The organism is Desulfurispora sp. (assembly GCF_052744395.1).
Map to the genome: position 1 here is coordinate 14875 of NZ_JBRAJI010000032.1, position 20236 is coordinate 35110.

The 20236-nt window shown below is 61.8% G+C and carries 15 protein-coding genes and 1 pseudogene; 6 read left to right on the forward strand and 10 right to left on the reverse strand.

The window, feature by feature from the left end:
- Positions 1–64 precede the first annotated feature (64 nt).
- The 5 genes from ACUVTU_RS09400 to ACUVTU_RS09420 are packed head-to-tail and all read right to left on the reverse strand — an operon-like array spanning position 65 to position 6076.
- The gene (locus ACUVTU_RS09400; protein WP_445889705.1) at positions 65–904 is read right to left on the reverse strand and encodes an ABC transporter permease; all 840 of its coding nucleotides are present in this window, start codon (positions 902–904) and stop codon (positions 65–67) included.
- Positions 894–1829 (reverse strand): ABC transporter ATP-binding protein, encoded by a 936-nt coding sequence (locus ACUVTU_RS09405; RefSeq protein ID WP_445889706.1) that lies wholly within the window; start codon positions 1827–1829, stop codon positions 894–896. Before ACUVTU_RS09405 ends, ACUVTU_RS09400 begins: the two co-directional genes overlap by 11 nt.
- Positions 1826–4024, reverse strand: coding sequence for a hypothetical protein (locus ACUVTU_RS09410; protein WP_445889707.1), 2199 nt, complete (start codon positions 4022–4024; stop codon positions 1826–1828). Before ACUVTU_RS09410 ends, ACUVTU_RS09405 begins: the two co-directional genes overlap by 4 nt.
- The gene (locus ACUVTU_RS09415; RefSeq protein WP_445889708.1) at positions 4011–5534 is read right to left on the reverse strand and encodes a TolB family protein; all 1524 of its coding nucleotides are present in this window, start codon (positions 5532–5534) and stop codon (positions 4011–4013) included. Before ACUVTU_RS09415 ends, ACUVTU_RS09410 begins: the two co-directional genes overlap by 14 nt.
- The gene (locus tag ACUVTU_RS09420) at positions 5492–6076 is read right to left on the reverse strand and encodes an RNA polymerase sigma factor (RefSeq protein WP_445889709.1); all 585 of its coding nucleotides are present in this window, start codon (positions 6074–6076) and stop codon (positions 5492–5494) included. Before ACUVTU_RS09420 ends, ACUVTU_RS09415 begins: the two co-directional genes overlap by 43 nt.
- A 542-nt stretch (positions 6077–6618) precedes the next feature.
- Between ACUVTU_RS09420 and ACUVTU_RS09425 the strand changes: the two genes are divergently transcribed.
- The 5 genes and pseudogenes from ACUVTU_RS09425 to ACUVTU_RS09445 all read left to right on the forward strand — a co-directional run.
- On the forward strand, positions 6619–7584 hold the full coding sequence (locus ACUVTU_RS09425) for a Rossmann-like and DUF2520 domain-containing protein (protein WP_445889710.1): 966 nt from the start codon (positions 6619–6621) through the stop codon (positions 7582–7584).
- A complete protein-coding gene (gene panB / locus ACUVTU_RS09430) occupies positions 7502–8338 on the forward strand; it encodes a 3-methyl-2-oxobutanoate hydroxymethyltransferase (RefSeq protein WP_445889711.1) in 837 nt (278 codons plus the stop codon). Before ACUVTU_RS09425 ends, panB begins: the two co-directional genes overlap by 83 nt.
- Positions 8339–8351: 13 nt before the next feature.
- The gene (gene panC / locus ACUVTU_RS09435; protein ID WP_445889712.1) at positions 8352–9197 is read left to right on the forward strand and encodes a pantoate--beta-alanine ligase; all 846 of its coding nucleotides are present in this window, start codon (positions 8352–8354) and stop codon (positions 9195–9197) included.
- A 9-nt stretch (positions 9198–9206) separates the two neighbouring features.
- Entirely contained in the window at positions 9207–9590 is a 384-nt protein-coding gene (gene panD / locus ACUVTU_RS09440) for an aspartate 1-decarboxylase (RefSeq protein WP_445889713.1), read from the forward strand.
- Between the two features lie 870 nt (positions 9591–10460).
- Positions 10461–10805 (forward strand): annotated as a pseudogene (locus ACUVTU_RS09445) (methyl-accepting chemotaxis protein); the annotation flags it as partial.
- A 1-nt stretch (position 10806) separates the two neighbouring features.
- Here ACUVTU_RS09445 and ACUVTU_RS09450 read toward each other — a convergent pair.
- The 3 genes from ACUVTU_RS09450 to ACUVTU_RS09460 all read right to left on the reverse strand — a co-directional run bounded on the left by ACUVTU_RS09450 (position 10807) and on the right by ACUVTU_RS09460 (position 16300).
- A complete protein-coding gene (locus tag ACUVTU_RS09450; RefSeq protein WP_445889714.1) occupies positions 10807–13935 on the reverse strand; it encodes an AAA family ATPase in 3129 nt (1042 codons plus the stop codon).
- Between the two features lie 36 nt (positions 13936–13971).
- Positions 13972–15303, reverse strand: coding sequence for an exonuclease SbcCD subunit D (locus ACUVTU_RS09455; protein WP_445889715.1), 1332 nt, complete (start codon positions 15301–15303; stop codon positions 13972–13974).
- Between the two features lie 124 nt (positions 15304–15427).
- Positions 15428–16300, reverse strand: a complete 873-nt coding sequence (locus ACUVTU_RS09460; protein WP_445889716.1) for a site-2 protease family protein — start codon at positions 16298–16300, stop codon at positions 15428–15430.
- Between the two features lie 172 nt (positions 16301–16472).
- On the opposite strand from ACUVTU_RS09460, the gene ACUVTU_RS09465 reads away from it, so the two are divergent.
- Positions 16473–17756: an amidohydrolase family protein gene (locus ACUVTU_RS09465; RefSeq protein WP_445889717.1), complete on the forward strand. Its 1284-nt coding sequence runs from the start codon at positions 16473–16475 to the stop codon at positions 17754–17756.
- Positions 17757–17937: 181 nt separating this feature from the next.
- Here ACUVTU_RS09465 and ACUVTU_RS09470 read toward each other — a convergent pair whose 3' ends face one another.
- Positions 17938–18315: a desulfoferrodoxin gene (locus tag ACUVTU_RS09470; RefSeq protein WP_445889718.1), complete on the reverse strand. Its 378-nt coding sequence runs from the start codon at positions 18313–18315 to the stop codon at positions 17938–17940.
- Between the two features lie 96 nt (positions 18316–18411).
- Complete coding sequence (locus tag ACUVTU_RS09475; RefSeq protein ID WP_445889719.1) at positions 18412–19974, reverse strand: MDR family MFS transporter; 1563 nt, start codon at positions 19972–19974, stop codon at positions 18412–18414.
- Between the last annotated feature and the right edge of the window lie 262 nt (positions 19975–20236).

Here is a 20236-nt window from a genome sequence, read left to right on the forward strand (position 1 = left end):
GAAAGCTGTCCAAACACTGCGTCTGGACAGCTTCTTTGCTTTTCCACCGGGCCATTCCCCGGGATTACCGCCAAAAGCGCTTTCTCCGCCGACGCAGGGGGTTTAAAGCATAGCTGCTGTAAACCAAAAGCGCCGTGCCCAGCCCCAGGCAGAACAGAGTGTAAATCAGCCAGTAGGGCAGCCCCAGGCCGCCAAAGGGCAGACCGGCCCGCGGCTCCAAAATGGCCATCAGCACCGCTCCCGGGTTGATAGCCAACAGCAGGCGCACCAGCAGGGGCGGCAGGGCACCAGCATAGCCGCCGGGCGGCTGCAAAAACTGGTAGAAGAAGATGGCCAAAAGGCCGGTGCACACACTCAAAAAGAAGGCCATCCCGTAGGTGGCCACCGTGCTCACCCCGGTGCGCTGAAAGAACACCGAACAGGCCAGGCCCAGCGCACCATACAGATACATGCTCAGCAAATAAATACCGAAGGCAGCGGCAGTCTGCCCCGGGGCAAAGCCGCCATAGAGCGAAACCATGCTGTAAAGGGGCAGCGAAGCCGCCAGCAACAAGACAAAGAAGAGGCAGGCGGCAGCCAGCTTGCCGGTGACAATGCTGCGGCAGCTCAGGCGGGTGGTGAGCAGTACGTTCAGGGTCTGCTTTTCCCGCTCACCGCTGATCAGGCCGGCTGTCAAACCGGGCACCACAAAGCAGAGCAGGGCAAACTGGGCCAGCACCAGCATGATGAAAATTTCCCGGTTCTGGCCGGGCTGGAAATAGCCCGGCCGGTGCTGCCAGTTCAGGTAAATGAAGCCCAGAATAAAGCTGCCCAGGGCCAGCAGGTAGCCGGCCACCATCAGGGCCGCTTTGTAGTTGTGAAAGCGCTGGCGGATTTCCTTGCTCAGGACCGGATTAACGGCCATGCTCATCCTCCTCCCTGGTTACGGCCATGAAGATTTCTTCCAGGTCGCGCCGCTGCGGGGTGAAGGAAAACACCGGAAAGCCGGTCTGCACCAGCCGGGCGAGCAGTTCCGCCAGCCCCCGCGGCTCACCCTGCCAGAGAAAGGTTATTTTCCGTCCCGCCTGCTGCACCCGGGTCACTCCGGCCACATTACCCAGATAAGCGGCCACCGGGGCCCCGTCATCCAGTACCTCCAGCTGCACTGGCTGGCCGGCGTCCTGCAGGCCGGTAATTTCCTCCACCGGGCCGGCCGCAATCACCCGGCCCTGTTCCATAATGGCCACCTGGTCACAGATCTGGGCCAGTTCGGGTAAAATATGCGAACTGATCAGCACGGTCTTGCCCATCTCTTTCAGTTGCCGGATAATGGCCTTGAGCTCGGCCCGGGCCCGCGGATCTAGACCGGAGGCCGGTTCGTCCAGAATGAGCACTTCCGGGTCGTGCACCAGACAGCGGGCCAGGGCCAGGCGCTGTTTCATGCCCCGGGAGAGCAGGTCCACATATTCGGTGCGCTTTTCCGCCAGGTTAACCAGTTCCAGCAGGCTGGCAATCAGTCCTTCCCGTCCTGCACCGGGCAGGCCCATGGCATCGGCAAAAAAGTTCAGGTACTCCTCGCAGGTCAGGCCGTCATAGACGCCGAAGAAATCGGGCATATAACCGATCAGGGAGCGCACTTCGCCGGGCTGTCCGGCCACATCGTACTCCCCCACCTGGGCATGGCCGCCATCAGCCGGCAGCAGGGTGGCCAGTATGCTCATGGCCGTAGTCTTGCCCGCTCCATTGGGCCCCACCAGGCCCATAATGCAGCCGGGGGGTACATGCAAATTCAGGCCGTCCAGGGCCACCGTATGACCAAAATTTTTGCGCAAACCTTCCATCCGGATCATCTTTCCACCACCCCCTGCACAGACAGCAGCCCGCGTTGCGGCACATCTTTCTCCACAGCAGTAATGAGCAATTTCAACCGGCCGCCGGGCAGCAGATACTGGCCGGCCGCAGCCCCGTCGACCCGCCAGGGAAGTTCAACCGGCTGCCAGGTCTTCTTTTGCTGGTTGTAGATCTTCACGCTGCGTCCCGCCAGCTCGGGCAGCGCAGCAAGCTGCAGACCGGTCAGGCGCAGGCGGGCGCTGCCCAGTATTTCCGCCAGATTGTAAACCTCTTCCCGAGCGGTAGGCGTTTGATTAACCACACTGGCCGGCAGCAAAGTACCGGCGGGCAATCCAAAAGCTTCCCCGGGGCGGCCCAGATACAGGCGCTGCCGCCAGAGCACCAGCTGCTGCCCGGAACCACCCCCGGGCTGCTGCACCTTAAAGGCAGGCACTTCCTGCCGGCTCCAGCCCCAAAAATAAAGGCCTTCTCCCGGTTGGGCAACATCCAGCATTTGCCGTCGCCGCCAGTCTTCCAGCAAAGAGTCCTCCTGCTGCCCCCCGGCCAGTTCACTTTCCATCCGCCGGCGCTGTTCCTCATACTGTTGTTGCACTACTGCTTCCGGCACTGGTTTCACATCTCCGCGCCAGGGCCCATCCACAATCCAGTCCCCGGGACGCACGGCCACTTGCTTGCTCTGGCCGTCCTTGATCTCCCCCAGAGCAATGCGGTGTCCGCCCGCCGTCAGGTAACAATCATACAGATCCACTCCCGTAGTATTGGTCAGAGTACCGGTAAGTATATCCCCGGTAAAGTGCAGAGTAGCCTGTATCTGCCCCTGACCGGACAGGTAACCGCCACCCTGCAGCCGCCGCTGGGAGCTATAGGGTACATTACTGTAAGAGATGGTCTGCTCTTCATCCCGCTGCTGAACCAAAACACCTTCCGTCCGGTCGCCGAAGCCCGGCCAGAGCAGAAATCCCGGCCCGGACTGCAGGATCAGCCGGCCGCCCCGGGACAGGAAAACCGCTGCCCCCAGGTGCACCTGGCGCTCCCGGGCGGTTTGCACATCCACCAGGGCCAGGGTCTGCTGCCGGTAACCTCCCACCCGCGTCAGGGGGTTGGCCAGGTAGATGGCCAGCGCGGTCAGCAGGGCCAGGGCGGGCACGGCCGGCCACATCCAGGCCGTCCGGCCGCGGCGTTTCAACAGCCAGTACAAACCGGGGCCTACCAGCAACAGGTAGACCAGCCAGAGGGCAAACAGGGTTCCCGCCCGAACCAGGCGGGGCAGCGGCCAGTATCCGGCCTGGTCGGCCAGAAAGGCGCTCTGGGCGCTTAACGCATTTTTAACTTTTTCCTCAGCCAAGGGCAACCAGGCCGACCACAGTTCAGCGGGCAGTGCCGCCAGGGCGGAAAGCGACCGGTCAGCAGTCAGCACAAAACCCCGGCCATAAAGATAGGTTTTTAGCTGCCCGCCCCCCGGAATATCCAGCCGGTTGTACAGGTGCTCCTGCAGCGCCGACAAGTCGGGGGGTAGTTCGTGGCCCGGGCCCGGCAGCACCAGCACCCCGCCCCGGGCCAGCCACTGCTTTAAAATCTGGCTGCGGGTCGAGTCCAGAGCCGCCAGCTGAGCCGGAGAGGCCACCAGCCAGTCGGCATTATCCCAGGCCGCTCCCTGCACAGGCAGCTTTTCCGGCGGCAGGTATTTCACGGTCAGGCTGTTGCCCAGCTGCTTGTTCAGATAGGCTACCAGCGGCGAATTTAGCAGCTCCATCTCGCCCACCAGGCAGACCCGCCCTCCCTGCACATTGGTGCCGCCCGGCCTGACCCGGCCCAGCACCCGGCCGGCGCTTTCCAGCACCACATAAATGTCCCCATCTCCGTAATTGAAAAAATTGCTCATTTCAGGAGACAACACCATGTTATAAATCCGGCGCTCACCGGGCGAAAGCTGCACCGCCAGGCGGTAGTCGTAAGGCAGTTCCTGGGGCACCTTACCCCGGGCCACCCGTTTCTCCAAGCGAATTTCCCCCTGCAAAGGGCCACTGTCCTGGTTGGTGATCTGGATCTGCAGAGGCAATACGGTATCTCCCTTGTAGATGCCGCCCAGGCCCGGCGTCACTTCCAGCAGCACCCCGGCCTGTCCAGGCAGGGCGGCCGCCAGCCAGATCAGCAAAGCCAGAGCCCATATACCGCCCAGTTTATTTCTGCTCATTGTTCTCCTCCTCACCGGTTCTCTCCAGCAGCTCCAGCCGGCCCAGGTTCAGCCGCTGCTGCTGGCTCAGCACATAATAAACCACCCGGCGCCCTTCTTTTTCCTCACCGGCAACCAGCTCCAGATAACGGCGCTGGGGCGGCAGGGCCAGCCGGGCCCGCTGCATCCCCCGGGCTTCCATACGCTGCACCCACTCCAGCACCGCGGTGGGCAACCCACTCTCCGCGGGCAGCAAAACCGCAGCCCGCTCTATCGGCCTAAAGCGGGTTGCCGGAGCCCACCGGGAAAAATCCCCTTCCGGCCGCACCCAGCACAGCTCCTCTTCCCAGCGCCTCAGCACCAGGCCGGGCAAGCCATCCGGCGAATAAGTGAGTACCACTTCCTGCTGCACCGGCCGCACAAAGAGCAGATAACCATCTTTGAGCCAGAGGGGCCGACCGCCTACGCCCAAAAACACTTCTAGCCCGTCATACTGCGTGAAAAGCCAGGGATTGGGCCGCAGGTAAATCTTTTCTTCCCCCTCCGGGGAGCGGGTGAGTAAAAGCCAGCGCCCGTCGGGCGACCAGCCGGCAGCCCATCCCCCGGTTAAGAACTCGGTATGCTGAACCAAGGTGCCCCGGGTGTCTTCCTGCCAGCTGGTAATATAAATTTGCCCGTCATTTTGCCCGTCTTTGAACCCGGAAAAAACCAGCTTGGGCCCCAGGGGCGCCCAGTATATATTGACCAGCCGGCCAACTTCTTCCGGTACAGACAAACGCCGGGCCGTCCGCAGTTTTTCGCTCAGGGCGGCGCCGAACTGCTGCCAGGTGTGAAAGTCGGGCATTTCGACCAGGCAAATCCCGGTTCCCCGGCCGGAAACCGTGCGGGCCACGGCCAGATATTGCCCGTCAGGCGATATGGCCGGACAGGTGTACTGTTCTTGGGGCTGGCCCAGTACGGCCCGCTGGCCGCCCTGCCTGTCCAGCAAAATCAGCCGACCGTGCGCGGCAGCCAGCAAATAATCCCCTTGCGGCGGTACAGCCAGTTGCAGTTGAGCTTCCCGGGACCCCGTCGCCAGAAAACCGCCCATTTCCTGCCGGGCGGTAACCACCAGATGGCGGGGCAACTGCCGGTAATAAATGAGCCCCGCCACCAGCAACAGCACCATACCCAGCACCGCCAGCCAGGACCAGCGCCAACCCGGCCAGCGCACTCCCCGCCCCCGGGAGGTACGCACCCCGCCAGGGCTGGTCTGCCCAGCGCTTTCCCTCCCGGCAGCACCGGCGGCCTCCACCCCGTCCGGCCAAACCCCGGACGGCCGGACGGATCCCGGCCCCGACCCGGTCAGGCGCCCGGCCAGCTGTTGCCGCAGCTGGCGGCGCAGCTCTTCGTTTACCGGCATGGCCGCGCGCAGGCGACGCATTTTTTCGGCCAAAAACTCTATATTTTCCACACCCCGGCGGCGCTCCTGCCATTCCTCCAGGCTGGTTATCTTGCCGCCATCCGTGCCGTCTCGATGGTTTCCGGACACTTTTCCTCACCTCGCTTTTTTTCTCCCTGCTGCACCAAGGCCCGGCGCAGAGCTTTCAGACCCCGCCAGTGCCACATGCGCACCACAGCTTCACTCCGCCCCAGGACCCGGCCGATTTCGGCAAATTTCAGGTCGGCACCATAGCGCAACGACAGCACCTCCTGGTAGTCGGCCGGCAGCGCCAGCAAACAAAGCCGCAGTTGCCGTAATTCTTCTTCCTGCAAAAGGCGTTCTTCAGGAGTATCTGCGGCCACGGCCACTGTTGCAGCCGGCAGCCCTTCCAGGTTGACTGGCTCCAGGCGCACGCGTCCCCGGCGGTAGTAATCCACCAGCAGGTTGTGGGCCAGGCGCAGGAGCCAGAGATGTACCGGAACCTCGCCCCGAAAATAGTCATATTTTTCCAGTGCCTTTAAAAACACCTGGGCTGTCAAATCATCGGCCTCCCAGGAATCGGCCAGGCGATAGCGCAGGTAGCGGTTAATGCGGGCAAAATTTGCTTCATAAACCTCGGTAAAAGGCGCTTTTCCAGCAGCGGTCAGCAAACAGCATCCCCCTTCACCCACCGGCCCACCCATCCCGGGTGGCGGGACAATATAATCACCTTTAATACTCTCTGTCTATATAGACGCCAGCAAGCAGCTTTTCGTAACACCCGAGTGAAAAAAGTTAACAGGCTCTGGCCAATCCCCCTCCAACGAGAACCTTGCTCTATGGTGAATCCGGGCGGGTCGGAGCTTATCCATTAATTGAATAATTTTTCAGTCAAATTCACTGTATACACTTGTCAACAGCAAAGGCCGGTGATAAAATAAAAGCGAAAGCGGGAGGGACGGTATTTGTTCCGGCAAAACCGTACCCGCACCAACCCGCCATCATCAGCTACAATTTTACCGCTTGGAGCCGGGAAGGACCGAGACGGGGAGTGATGCCTCATGCGAGCATAACACTGCGCCCTGGGAGATCCCGCAGGGCGCTTTTTGCGTGACTTTGAGTAATATTTTGTCATATTCCAGCAATAATTGGCAAACAATCTAATAGCCACCAGATATGCTGGTAAACATTCATCCATACGGGGGAATGAACCATGACCCAAAAGCCCCGCACGGCCATCATCGGAGCCGGCAAAGTGGGCAGCGCCCTGGCCCTGTTGCTGAAAGCGCGCGGTTACCCGCTGGCCGGCATTGCCAGTAAAAGTTTTGCCTCGGCCTGTCGCCTGGCCGATTTGACCGGCGCCCCGGCCTTTGATTCACCCCTGCCGCTGGTGGACAGCGCCGAACTGGTCTTGATCACCACCCCCGACCGGGAAATCGCCCCGGTGAGCGCTCACCTGGCGGAAGCCGGCGCCTACCATCCCGGCCAGGTGGTGGCCCACACCAGCGGCGCCCACAGCGCCGACGAACTGCTGGGCGTGCGGCAGGCCGGCGCTCTGGCCGTCTCCATTCACCCGCTGCAGTCCTTTGCCGATCTGGAGACAGCCCGCCGCAACCTGCCAGGCTCCTATTTCGCCCTGGAAGGCGATGCCGCCGCTCTGCCCCTGGCCGAGCAAATTGTATCCGACTTGGAGGGCAAGAGCTTTCACATCCGGGCCCAGGACAAACCGCTCTACCACGCGGCAGCCTGCATTGCTTCCAATTACCTGGTAGCCCTGCTGCACTTCGCCACCGGGCTGTATGAAAGATTTGGCCTGTCCCGCCAGGAAGCCTTTACTGCACTGCAGCCCCTGGTGCAGGGCACGCTGAACAACATTGCCGCTGTGGGCCCGGTGCAGGCCCTCACCGGCCCCATCGCCCGCGGCGACATCCCCACCCTGCGCGGCCACCTGCCCGCCCTGGCCGAGGCGGGCGGCCACCTGGCGCATTTATACCGCACTCTGGGACAATATACTGTTAACATCGCCCTGGAAAAGGGCACAATCGATCACCGGCAGGCCCTGGCCCTGGCCGAAATATTAAAGGAGGAACCGCCCCATGAGCAACCCGAGAGTGACCACGGCCTACTTCCGGCAGGCCAAACAGGAAGGCCGGCCGCTGACCATGCTCACCGCCTATGATTTCCCCACCGCCCGGCTGGTGGACGCCGCGGGCATCGACGCCATCCTGGTGGGCGACTCCCTGGGCAATGTGGTGCTGGGATATGAATCCACCATCCCGGTAACCATGGAAGATATGCTGCACCACGTCAAAGCGGTCACCCGGGCCGTAAAGCGGGCCATGGTGATAGCCGACATGCCTTTTCTTTCTTACCACATCTCGGTGGAAGAAAGCGTACGCAATGCCGGACGCATGCTACAGGAGGGCCTGGCCCAGGCCGTCAAGCTGGAGGGCGGCCGGGAAGTACTGCCCCAGGTGAAAGCCATCGTCAACGCCGGCATCCCGGTGATGGGGCACCTGGGCCTCACCCCCCAGTCCATCCACCAGCTGGGCGGCTACAAAGTGCAGGGCAAGGATGAAGCGGCCGCCCGCAAACTGCTGGACGATGCCCTGGCCCTGGAGCAGGCGGGCGTATTCTCCATAGTGCTGGAATGCGTGCCCACCCCCCTGGCCACCCTGGTCACCCAAAAGCTGGGCGTACCCACCATTGGCATCGGTGCCGGACCCCACTGCGACGGCCAGGTACTGGTCACCCACGACCTGCTGGGCCTTTACGGCGGCTTTTCGCCCAAATTTGCCAAGCGCTACGCCCAGCTGCACGAAAACATCATGGCTGCTTTAACCGCCTACCGGGAAGAAGTGCAGAGCCGCGCCTTCCCCGGACCGGAGCACGGCTTTGGCCTGGATGAAACCGTGCTGGAAAAACTGTATTAAAAGGAGCCCTACCATGCAGTTACTGACCGAAATAGCCCGGGTACGCCAGTTGGTAAACGAAAACCGCCGCCGGGGCAAAAGCATCGGCTTTGTGCCCACCATGGGCTACCTGCACGATGGTCACCTGGAACTGATGCGCCAGGCCCGTCAGCAGTGCGACGTGGTAATCATCAGCATTTTTGTCAACCCGCTGCAGTTCGGCCCCAGCGAGGACTTTAACCGTTACCCTCGCGACCTGGAACGGGATCTTAAGCTGGCCGCCACCGTGCCGGTGGACGCTGTATTCCACCCGCAGGCAGCCGAGATGTATCCGCCCGGCTTCAGCACCCATGTGGACGTAGCCGGCCTGACCGGCTGCCTGTGCGGGCGCTCCCGTCCCGGCCACTTCCGCGGCGTGGCCACCGTGGTCACCAAACTGTTCAATATAGTGCAGCCCGACCGGGCCTACTTCGGCCAGAAAGATGCCCAGCAGGTGCTGGTGATCCGGCGCCTGGTGGAAGACCTGAACCTGCCCCTGGAAATTGTCACCGTACCCACGGTGCGCGAGGCCGACGGGCTGGCCATGAGCTCGCGCAACGTCTATTTAAGCCCCCAGGAGCGGGCCGCCGCACCGGTGATCTACCAGAGCCTGCTGGCCGCCCGGGAGGCGGTGCGGCAGGGGGAGAAAAATGTGGCCCGGCTGGCCGAAATGGTGCAGCGCCAGATCAGCAGCGCCCCCGGCGCCCGGATCGACTACTGCGAAATCCGCTCCCTGCCCCATCTGGAAGAAATCACCCACCTGGCCGGACCAGCCCTGCTGGCCGTAGCCGTGCGCTTCGGCCAGACCCGGCTGATCGACAATATTGTACTGGAAGGATGAAACAGGTCCATGTGGCTGACCATGTTTAAAAGCAAAATCCACCGGGCCACCGTCACCGAGGCCAACCTGAATTATATGGGCAGTATCACCATTGATGCGGCCCTGCTGGAAGCGGCCGGCATCCTGCCCCACGAAAAGGTGCAGGTGGTGAACAACAACAATGGGGCCCGGCTGGAGACCTATGTAATTGCCGGCCCGCGCGGCTCGGGCGTAATTTGCCTGAACGGCGCCGCCGCCCGGCTGGTGCAGCCCGGCGACACGGTGATCATCATTGCCTACGCCCTGCTCACCCCGGAGGAAGCGGCCGCCTTCCGCCCCACCGTGGTTATGGTAGACGAACAAAACCGCATCAGCGAAATTCGCCACGCCGAACTGCCGGGAGAAGTAGGTTAATTGACCTGCTGGTGAGAAAAAACAAGCCTGCTCCAACACACCGCCCAACCGGGCCAGTGTCCTGCCGGAGCAGGCTGTTGTTTTTTGTCCTGGGTCGTGTTTTCAAAGCTGGCCGGGCCCGGGCAAGCAGATGGTAGAATTATTTGATTTTTGTATCATATCTAGAAAATATTGACTTAATTTTAATGCAATATAAACTTAAAAGTATAATGAAGGCCAGTGTACAACTGAACCAGTGAACAATTTTACCTTCTATTTTGCCCTCCATTCGGATACGCTATAAACCCGGACGGTCAAAGCAAAAATGCTTCTTGCTGAAGAATTGTTTAAAAAGAGAGGAGAATTTTCATGTTAACCGTAGGCATTGTGGGCGGCGGGCGCGGCGGCCAGGCCATGCTGCAGGTGCTCTCCACACTGGGTGAGGTGCAAATCGCCGGCATTTCCGACCTGCGCAACGATGCGCCGGGCGTGGTGCTGGCCCGGGAACTGGGTGTGCCTTATTTCCCGGACTTCGCCCGGCTGGCCGCCCTGCCCGGACTGGACATTCTGATCAACGTCACGGGCAGTGAGGAGGTGGCGGCCAAACTGGCCGAAGTCAAAAACGAGCAGACGGTCATCGCCCACCCCAAGGTGGCCCGTCTGATGTACATGCTGGTGGAGAACAAGGAGAAACTGCTGCAGGACATGGGCCGTCAGGCGGCCTGGCTGGCTGAAACCGCCGCCCAGCTCAGCCGCACCGTGAGCTCCATCCCCACCAGCCTGCAGGAACTGGGAGAAATCGTAGGCCAGCACAAGAACGATCTGCAGGCCAATGTGGGCGGTGCCGAGGTGCACCTGAACAAGACAGGCGAGGTACTGGACTTCATTAAAAAGGTGGCCGACCAGACCAACCTGCTGGGCCTCAATGCGGCCATCGAGGCCGCCCGGGCCGGCGAGCACGGGCGGGGCTTTGCCGTGGTGGCCCACGAGGTACGCAAACTGGCCGAGCGCAGCAGCGCGGCGGCCAAGGAAATCCAGCAGATCATCCAGGATATCAGGGGTTCCTTGAACCTTTTGTTCCAGGAAATCAAGGAGAAGACCGCCCTGATTGACTCGCGCCAGGCCGCAGCGGCCGAGCAAATCACTCTGGCCGTACAACAGATTGCCGCCATGGCCGGGGACATGAACCAATTCGCCGACAGCATCAGCGGACAGGCCGGAGCCAGGCAGTCCTGATCTAACCAACTTCCAGTTCCACCCGGCTGCCCCGGCCGTCCGGGCCGGGCGGGTGCACCAGCAGGCGGCGGGGCAGGCGCTTTTGCAGCTCGGGCACATGGCTGATCAGGCCGATGTGCAGGTTTTCCAGGCGCAGCTGCTCCAGCGTGCTCACCACTGTATCCAGCAGCCCGGCATCCAGTGTGCCAAAGCCCTCGTCCAGGAAGAAAAATTCCAGCGGGTGCCGCCCTTTCAGTTGAATCTGAGCCGAGAGAGCCAGGGCCAGAGCCAGGGAGGCTAAAAAGGTTTCACCGCCGGACAGGCTGCTCACCGGCCGTTTGATGCCGCCGTTGGCCTGATCGCTGATGATAAAGCTGCCTTCACCCGTTACCTCCAGAGCATAGCGGTAGCGGGTGAGCTGCCCCAGCCGGATTGAAGCAGCCCGGGCAATGTGCACCAGCTGCTCCTGAGCCACAAATTGCACAAAGGCATTGCCCCGCAGCAGGCTTTTCAGTTCCTCCAGCCGGCCGCGCTGTTTTTCCAGTTCGGCCAGCTGTGCCGTAAGCTCACACCAGCGCGTATGGGCACTCTCGATGCTTTTCAGCGCCTCTCCGGCCACCGCGCTTGCCTGGAGGGCGCTCTGATACTCCCGGCGCAGCTTTTCCAGCTCCTGGCCAAACCGCTGCCATTCTGCCGCCGCCAGCCGCCGCCCGGCCAGCCGTTCCTGCAGGCTGTGCTGCTGCCCCAGCAGGCGCTCCCGCTGCTGCCGGTATTGCTCCACTTCCCTCCGGTACCCGGCCTGCCGCACTTCATCCAGCCAGGCCGCCTGCGCCTGCTGCAGCGTGGCGAAACCGCTGGCCGTAAGTGCTGCCTTAAGGGCCTGCCGGGCTCGCTCCAGGCGCTGGGCGGCCAGCTCGGCTTCTTTTTGCTGCACCGCCAGTTCCTTCTCCCGGCTGGCCAGAGCGGCGGCGGCCTCCTCGGCCGCCCGGCGGGTTTCTTCCTCCTGCGCGCTCAGATCCGCCATCTGTTTTTGCACCACCGGCAGCAATTCCTGCACCGGCCGCCCGCCGGTGAGCTCCGTGAGCTGCTCCTTAACGGCTCTGTACTGGCGCCGCAGTTCACCCAGCGTGGCCTGCCCTGCTGTCAAAGCCACGGCCAGCTCCCGCAAATGTTCCTCGCCAGTGGTCAGTTCCCGCTCCAGCGTGCTGTATTCTTCTTCCAGGGTCGCCCGTATTTTTTCTAATTCTTCCTTTTTCCTCTCCCCTTCCTGCACCTGCCGGCGCAGCTCGGCTACCAGTTCGGGCTGCTCACAGGCCTGCCGGCAGAGCCGCTGAAAGTCATCCGCAACTACCCGGCCTTTCGCCCGGGCGTCTGCTGCCAGGCGGCCCAGCACCTGCAACGCCGTCTTTAGCTGCTGTTTCTGCCCGGCCAGGGCGGTCGCCGCCTGGCTCTCTTCAGCCGCCGCCTGCTCGGCTCTGGCCTGCACCGCGGCCAGAGCACTGGCGGCCTCTTTTTCCCGGTTCCGGGCCTGTTCCAGGGACTGCCGGGCTGCTGCCAGGCGCTCATCCAAGCGCATCATTCCCCCCCCTGCCACCGGCAGCGCGGGGGCGGGATGGTGGACCGAGCCACACACCGGACAGGGCCGCCCCTCTGCCAGACCGGCCGCCAGTTCAGCAGCCAGGTCGGCCCGGCGGACCTCCTCCAAAGCCTGCTCCAGCTCCTGCACTGTTTTTTCCGCTTCCTGCAATTGCTGCTGCGCCACCCCGGCCGCAACCCGAGCCGGATCCAGGCCGGCCTGAAGATTGTTGCTCAACTTGGCAGCCCTGCTCCAGCGCTCCTCGGCCTCCCGACAGTTTTGCCAGAGCAGCCAGGCTTCGTCCAGGTGCTGGCGCAGGTCATAGGGCAGGGTTACCTGACCCAGCTCCCGGCGACAGTCGGCCAGCCGCCGCCCCATCTCTTCCTGCCGGCGACTTTTTTCCTCCCGCTGCAGGGCCAGCTTTTTCTGTTCCTGTTCCAATTTTTGCAGCCTTTGCTTATGTTCCCGGCCCTGAGCTTCCAGACCGGCCAGTTCCTGTTCCAGACGCCCGGCCTGTTCCAAACGGCTGCGCTGTTCCAGCAGCACCGGCTCCTGCCGCCGCCGTTCCTCCGCCGTCCGGCGGGTAGCCTGCTCTGCTTCCTCCAGTGTACGGCGAAACAGGGGCAGCTGTTCCTGCAAAAGCCTCAGGGCCTGCTCGGCCTCCCGGGCGGCCCGGCTGGCCTGCTGAAATTCCTCGCCGTGGGTCATCACCAAATCCGCCCGGCCGGCCGCTTCCAGCACCCGCTGCAGCTGCTCAATCCGCGCCGCCTGCTGTTCCAGCCGGGCCAGCTCTGCAGTCACCCGCTCCAGTTCCTGCTGCCACTGCCAGACCGCGGCCCATTCCTTTTCCTGCTGCTCCATCCCGGCCAGCTGCCCGGCCAGGGCGCTTTCCCGGGCCTGAGCCTGCTCCAGGACGGTCCGGGCCTGGTCCAGAGCCCGGGCGGAAGCATCGCCCAAACCATCCAGTTCGCCCCGCACGGCCGCATATCGCTCCTGCACCTGCTGCAGGCACCGCTCCACCTTTTGCTTCAATTTGTCACCATACTCGTCCAGGCCGAAAAGGCGCTCCAGCATTTTAAACCGGTCAGCCGGCCGCACCTTTTTCAGCACTTCGTCAAACTTGCCCTGGGGCAGCACCACGGCCCGGGTGAAATCCTCGTGGGTCAGGCCCAGCAGCTGCTGCACGCTGTCATCCACGGCGGTCTTTTCAGCCAGCACCACCCCGCCGGCCACCTCCACCAGCCGGGCAGCCTGCTGCTGCACCGTGTGCTCACCCGTCCTCTTGTACACCCGTTCCACCCGGTAAACCGCTTCCTCCCCACCCTGCCCCAGGGCAAAAGTGAACTGCACCTCCAGCCTGTCCACGGCATGGTGCATAATGCCCTGGGTACCGCGGGCGGCCCGGTCCACCTTGCCGTAGAGAGCCAGGGTGATGGCATCTAAAATGGTGGACTTGCCGCTGCCGGTGGGGCCGAAAATACCGAACAGGCTGGCGGCACACAGCTGGCGGAAATCAATCTCCTGAGGCTCGCTGAAACTGTGCAGGCCACAAATTTTCAAATGCAAGGGTCTCATAAGGCAGTTGTACTCCTTTGCCCGGAAAATTCCCCTTTACTGTCCCGGCTCGCCCTGCTCGCCCAGTATCTCCAGAAAAAGGTGGACCAGAGCCGGATCGGGCTCGGCACCCCGCTGGGAGCGGTAAAAGGATGCAAACAGCTCCCCGGGCGGCAGAGCGGCGCGGCTTTCCAGGGGCACCTGTTCCGCCGCCTGCGGGCAGATGGCCCGGATGTCCACAAAACGATCGCAGGCCCGGCGCAAATCCTGAATTTGCTGACGGGAGAGCGGCTCGGTTACCTGCACCTCCAGATTGATCCAGGCCCGGGTGTCCCTTCCTTCCTCCAGCCAGCGGTAAACATGCTCCAGCCCCCGGGCCTGCCACACCACCAGCGGGCGGCCGCAGGAAAGAGGCAGTTCCTCCACCCGGGCGGGCTGCCCCGGCCTTACCTCCACCACGCTGACCGATTTGGCCTGCCCGGCCTCGGCAAAGCTGTAGGCCAGGGGTGCACCGGCATAGCGGCAGGGCACGGGCGCCGCCACCCGCTGGGGGCGGTGCAGGTGGCCCAGGGCGATGTACTGGGCGGAAGCCGGTAGATCGTCCGGCCCCACAGCAGCCGCACCGCCCACCCAATACACCGGCCGTTCGGAATCGCTGCTGAGGCCACCCTGCACAAAGAGGTGGCTGACCACAATATTCACCGTGTCCGGCTGAAAACCAGCCGCCAGAGCGGCCAAAAGCTGGCGTACCCGTACGGCATAAGCCCGCTGGCTGGCCGCCTCGTCAACCAGCGACTCCTGTAGCAGCTGGCGCAGCCTGGCCTCGGAGGGGTAGGGCAGGGCGGCCAGCACAGCGCGGTGGTCACAGCCCGGCACAGCTATTTCCAGCGGCATGATCCACCCACCGCCCCCGGAATCATGTTCTCCTGCGGATTCGCCGCTCCAATCCAGCACTCCCCCGTCGATCCGGCCACCGGCCGTATTTTCTCCCGGGCCAGTTCCTTCCCTATCATCCGCCACCAGCAGCCCTCCGTGCCCAATTCTGCCGCCCGCACTTTCCTCCGGCCGGCCCAGCAGGTAAATGCCCTGCCGCCCGGCCAGGGGGCGGGCCGCCGTCAACCGCTCCGGGCTGTCGTGATTGCCGGCAATCACTACCACCGCCCGCCGCCCGCCCTCCGCCAGGCGGTCCAGCGCTTCGTAAAAGAGCTGCTCGGCCCAGGCCGGCGGGTTAAAGCTGTCAAAGACATCACCGGCCACCAGCACCGCATCGATCCGCTGGTCGCGGGCCATGGCACACAGCTCGTCCACAAACTGTTCCTGTTCGGACTGACGGCTGCGCCCCTCCAAGGCGCGCCCCAGGTGCCAGTCCGAGGTGTGCAGAAAGCGCAAGCCCTCACCCCTCCCTGCTATTTGGAAAGATAAATTTTGCCTGTAACAATAACCTGACCCCCTACTGGTCAGATGTTAGTAAGTTATTCTATGTTATGCCATAACCAGGTACAAGCTGCAAGCATCACCTGATTAACTGCGGTTGTAAACGGACCAGCAGATCATGGGCATAGCTCATCCCCAACCCCAGCACGACCAGCATGCTCAGGTAAACCAAACCCATGCGCAGCCGAAAAGCGCCCGGCAGGTCGTAGTAGGCAGTAAACTCGGGCGAATGCCGCTTTTTAAATATGCCCCAGGCCTCCCACAGGCCTAGCAGCAAAATCACCACCAGCAACAGATTGCCCAGCTTAAAGGCCAGCACGCCCAGCAGAATAGCTCCGGGCAGCCACAGCCACAGGGAAATGGCGGTGGCAATACGCCCGCCATCCAGGAAAGAAAAAGGCACCAGGTTGAAAAGGTTTAAAAAACAGCCCGTGTAGCCCAGGGCCAGCCAGTAGCTCCCGCCTCCCAGGGCAAAAACGCCCAGACAGACCAGGGAGGCCAGGCCGCCCAGCAGCGGCCCGCCCAGGCCGATGGCGGCCTCCTGGCGGGCATCGCGGGGCATTTCCTTTAAGTTGATAAAGGCACCCACAAAAGGAATGAAAACCGGGTTGCTCACCGGCAACCCCTCGCGGCGAGCGACCAGCATGTGGCCATTTTCGTGCACCAGAATCAAAAGCACAAAACCCAGGGCGAACTTCCAGCCCCAGAACAGGGCATAAACCACCACGGTGCTCAACATAGAAATAAATGTACCACCCAGTTTGCTGAGTTTGAGCACCACCAGCAGAGGCTTGAGCACTTTGCCGGCCAGAGCCAGCAAGAACAAAATGGGCGCCAGTATTTTATAAGCTCTGCTCCGCTTGATTTTGCTCCAAAAAGTTTCACCGCTTGGCTCAATTGCTTCCCCGGGTTCCCCGGATGACCCAGCTTGTTCCAAGGTTTGTTTTTCCATCTGTCACACCTCTTTCTAAAGATTTAGTTCGTCCTCAACCGGGCAACCGTTACTTTACCGGCAGGAAGGATATAAAGAAGCGCGAATTACTACCCAGGGGGAATCCCCCACTACCCCAACTTATATTGAACACCAAAAACCATGTATGAGAAATACCCGTGAGAGGTTTTCCATGACTTCTACTACAAGATATATTCTACCAGATGAAACCCTGTGTGTGCAGGCCGATTGGCTCTGGGACGGCGTTAGCGACACCCTTCTCCCCCGGCCCCGACTGCAAATCAGACAGGGGCGCATTGCAGCCATTTCCAGTTACCCGCATACTAACAACCACGCTCAACCGGCACCGGACCCGGGCAGCACCTCTCCATCCCGCCCGGCTGGCAGTACCGGTGAAAAGTGGCCGGATGGCGCACCGCTGCTGCACCTGCCCGGCTGCACCCTGTTGCCGCCGCTGCTGGATGCCCATGTCCACCTGGGCCTGGACGGGCGGGATTTTGCCGCCAGCCGGGCGGCCTGGCAGAGCGAGGCGGAGTATATGCCCCGCGTGGCCAAACACGCCGCAGCCTGGCTGGCCGCCGGAGTGGTCGCCCTGCGCGATGGGGGTGACGCCGCCGCCACCGCCCTGCACTACCGGCTAAAGCAAAAACCGGCCTGGCCGCTGCTGCACACCACGGGCATGGCCCTGCGCCACCCGCAGCGCTACGGCAGCTTTCTGGGACCTGACTGGCCGGTAAAAAAACTGGGCGGCCTGCTGGAGGAACTGGCCGCCCGGGGCGCAGACTGGATTAAAATTCTGGTTTCGGGTGTGGTCAGCTTTACCCACTACGGACAGGTGGGGGCGCTGCACTTTTCCCAGGAAGAACTGACGGCTCTGGTGGCCAGAGCCCGCTCCCTGGGACGCCGGGTAATGGCCCACGCCAACTCCCCGGCCGGTGTGCGGCAGGCCCTGCAGGCCGGCGCCGCCACCGTAGAGCACGGCTACTTCCTGGATGAGGACTGCTTAAAAGAAATGGCGGAAAAGCAAACCGCCTGGCTGCCCACCATCGTGCCGGTGGCCAACCAGGTGCGCACGGCGCAGGCCGCCGGCTGGCCGGCCGAAAGCCGGCAGGTAATTGAAAAAACCTACCGCCGCCAGCAGGAGATGCTTTGTAAAGCCTGGGAGCTGGGCGTACCGCTGGGCGTAGGCAGTGACGCCGGCGCCAGCGGCGTGGAACACGGCCGGGGCCTGCTGCAGGAAATGCTCTATTACCGGGAAGCTGGCCTGCCGGCTGTACAGGTGCTGCGCCTGGCCACCCGGGGCAATGCCGCCATCCTGGGCATTGCCGGTGCTCTGCCGGGGGTAATTATTCCCGGCGCGCCGGCCGCCCTGCTGGCCGTGCAGGGCAACCCCCTGGCCGACTTGCGCTGCCTGGAACGGGTAAAGCAGGTCATGCTGCCGGCTTCACCCGTCTGAACACAAAAATCCTTTACCAGATCCACAGCACATACTGCTACGCAGTACAACGGCCGTGGCAAAGCCGCCCTAAAGGCCAACCAATAAACAGTAAAGGGATTAATGAAGCGCTTTTAGATAACAAAAACCGGTCCGCTTCATCTTGTACGATAAGCAGACCGGTTCACCTGTTCCGCTTCCCTTAACCCAGCTTCCACAAACCGTGCAGGTTACAGTAAGCCCGCACCGTATAGGGACCACTGACATTTTCAAACACGGCCTCCGGCGCCTGGCCGGGCTTCAAGAACTGCCAGCAGGAGCGGTCGCCCGCTTTCAGTTCCACCCACTCGATGTAGTGCTTTTCCTCCATGGGGTGGGGCGCGCTGCCCACTTTCACCACCACTTTATCCCCCTGGGCTTCGGCTACCGGCACGTGCTTTTCTTTGGAGGCGTCCACCGTATTTTCGGCCTGCAGCACCATGGGCTGGCCGCAGCACACCAGCTGTCCCTTGCCCCCGTGTACCATGGCTACGATATTGCCGCAGATATTGCACTTGTATACCTGGCCAATCTCGGTCATTTTATCCACTCCTTTTCCATTGTGCCGCAAAATTACCCGCGGCCGTCCTTTTTCCCTATTTTAACCGGCAATTATAAAAATTTTCTAAACGCCAGCTTAACATTTTTTAAAACTTAACCGGCCGCTATTGCCCAGGGCCAAACTGACCAGCAAACCGGCCAGAGCAAAGGACATGGCCACCAGAAAAACAGTGTGCAGGGACTGGGCCAGGGTGTTCTTCAAAAGCGGCAGCAGGAATCCCTTTACCCCGGCCGGCAATTTGGCCAGGGCCTCCGGGCTGAGCAGTATATTGAACAGGCCCCGGGGATCGGCGGTCATCTTTTGCCAGATCTCTGCCGGCAGAGCGCCCGGCCGCTGCCCGGCCGCCGGCGGCAACGCGGCCATTTGTCCCTGCAGCAAGTCCAGGGAACGGCTATTTAGCACCACTCCCAGCACTGTCATGCCCACCGTTCCGCCAATGCTGCGGAAAAACTGGGTGGCCGAGGTGGCCACGCCGCGCTGCTCGGCCGGGAAAGCGCTTTGCACGGCCACCGTCAGGGTGGGCATAATCAGGCCCATCCCCAGCCCGGGCACGATGATGTATAAAATGGCCGTCAGTTGCCCGGTGTGTACCGTCATGGTGCTGAGCAAATAAAAGCCCAGCACCATCAAGCCCATGCCGGCGGCCAGAATGCTGCGCAGCGAAAGCCGGCTCAACAACTGCCCGCCCAGCATACTGGTAAACATCATGGCCAGCATCATGGGCAACATGGTATTGCCGGAACGGGTGGCGCTCACCCCCACCACCCCCTGTAAAAAGAGCGGCAAAAACATAATTGCGCCGAACATGCCCATGCCCATCAAAAAACCGGTGATGCTGGTAATGGTAAAGACCCTGTTCCGGAAAAGATACAGGCTCATTACAGGCTCCACCGCCCGCCGCTCCACCAGCACAAAGGCAATCAGCAGAGCAGCCGCTCCCCCCAGCAGGCCTTCTATCTGCCAGGAAGCCCAGGGGTACTGCTGACCGCCCAGGTTGAGCCCCAGCAACAGGCATACCACCCCGGCCACCAGCGTGGCAATGCCGGCATAGTCAATAGCCACCTGTTCTTTAAAGCGCTTTTCGCCACTCAAACCGGCATAGATGGCCACTGCCGCCAGCACACCCACCGGAATGTTGATGTAAAAAACCCAGCGCCAGGAACTGTAATCCACAATCCAACCGCCGATGGAAGGGCCAATCACCGAGGAAAGGCCAAAAACGGCACCTACTACGCCCTGCCATTTACCACGCTTTTCCGGCGGAAAGATGTCCCCCACAATGGTCATGGCCATGGGCATCATCACCCCGCCGCCAATCCCCTGCAGGCCCCGGAAGATAATCAGCTCGGTCATATTCCGGCTGGTGCCGCACAAAGCCGACCCCAGCATGAACAGCACTATCCCGCCCGCGTACATGATGCGCCGGCCGTAGAGGTCGGCCAGCTTGCCGGCCACCGGCACGATGGCCGTGGAGGAAAGCATATAGGCCGTGGTCACCCAGGTCATGATCTCCAGGCCGCCCAGTTCACCAATGATGCGCGGCATAGCTGTTCCCACCACGGTCTGGTCCAGCGAGGAGAAAAACATGCCCAGGAGCAGTCCGGCCAGCAAGATCCTGCGTCTGGATTCCTGGTACATCTGTTACCACTCCTTTGCTTCAAAGCATGCACAGATTTTACTTTGTTATTTTAATATTTAATGACGTTAAGCATTTCTATGTTAAATAAAATGGTTCCCCGTGTCAACACCCCGACGTCTGCTGATAAAATATAAATTCCCCGGCTAATCGTAAGTACTCCCGGGGAACGCAAGTAAAAATTAGTATTAATTTATCAGGCCAGGCCGCCCATGTGCAGGGCCAGGTCCAGCACCCGGTTGGAGTAGCCCCACTCGTTGTCGT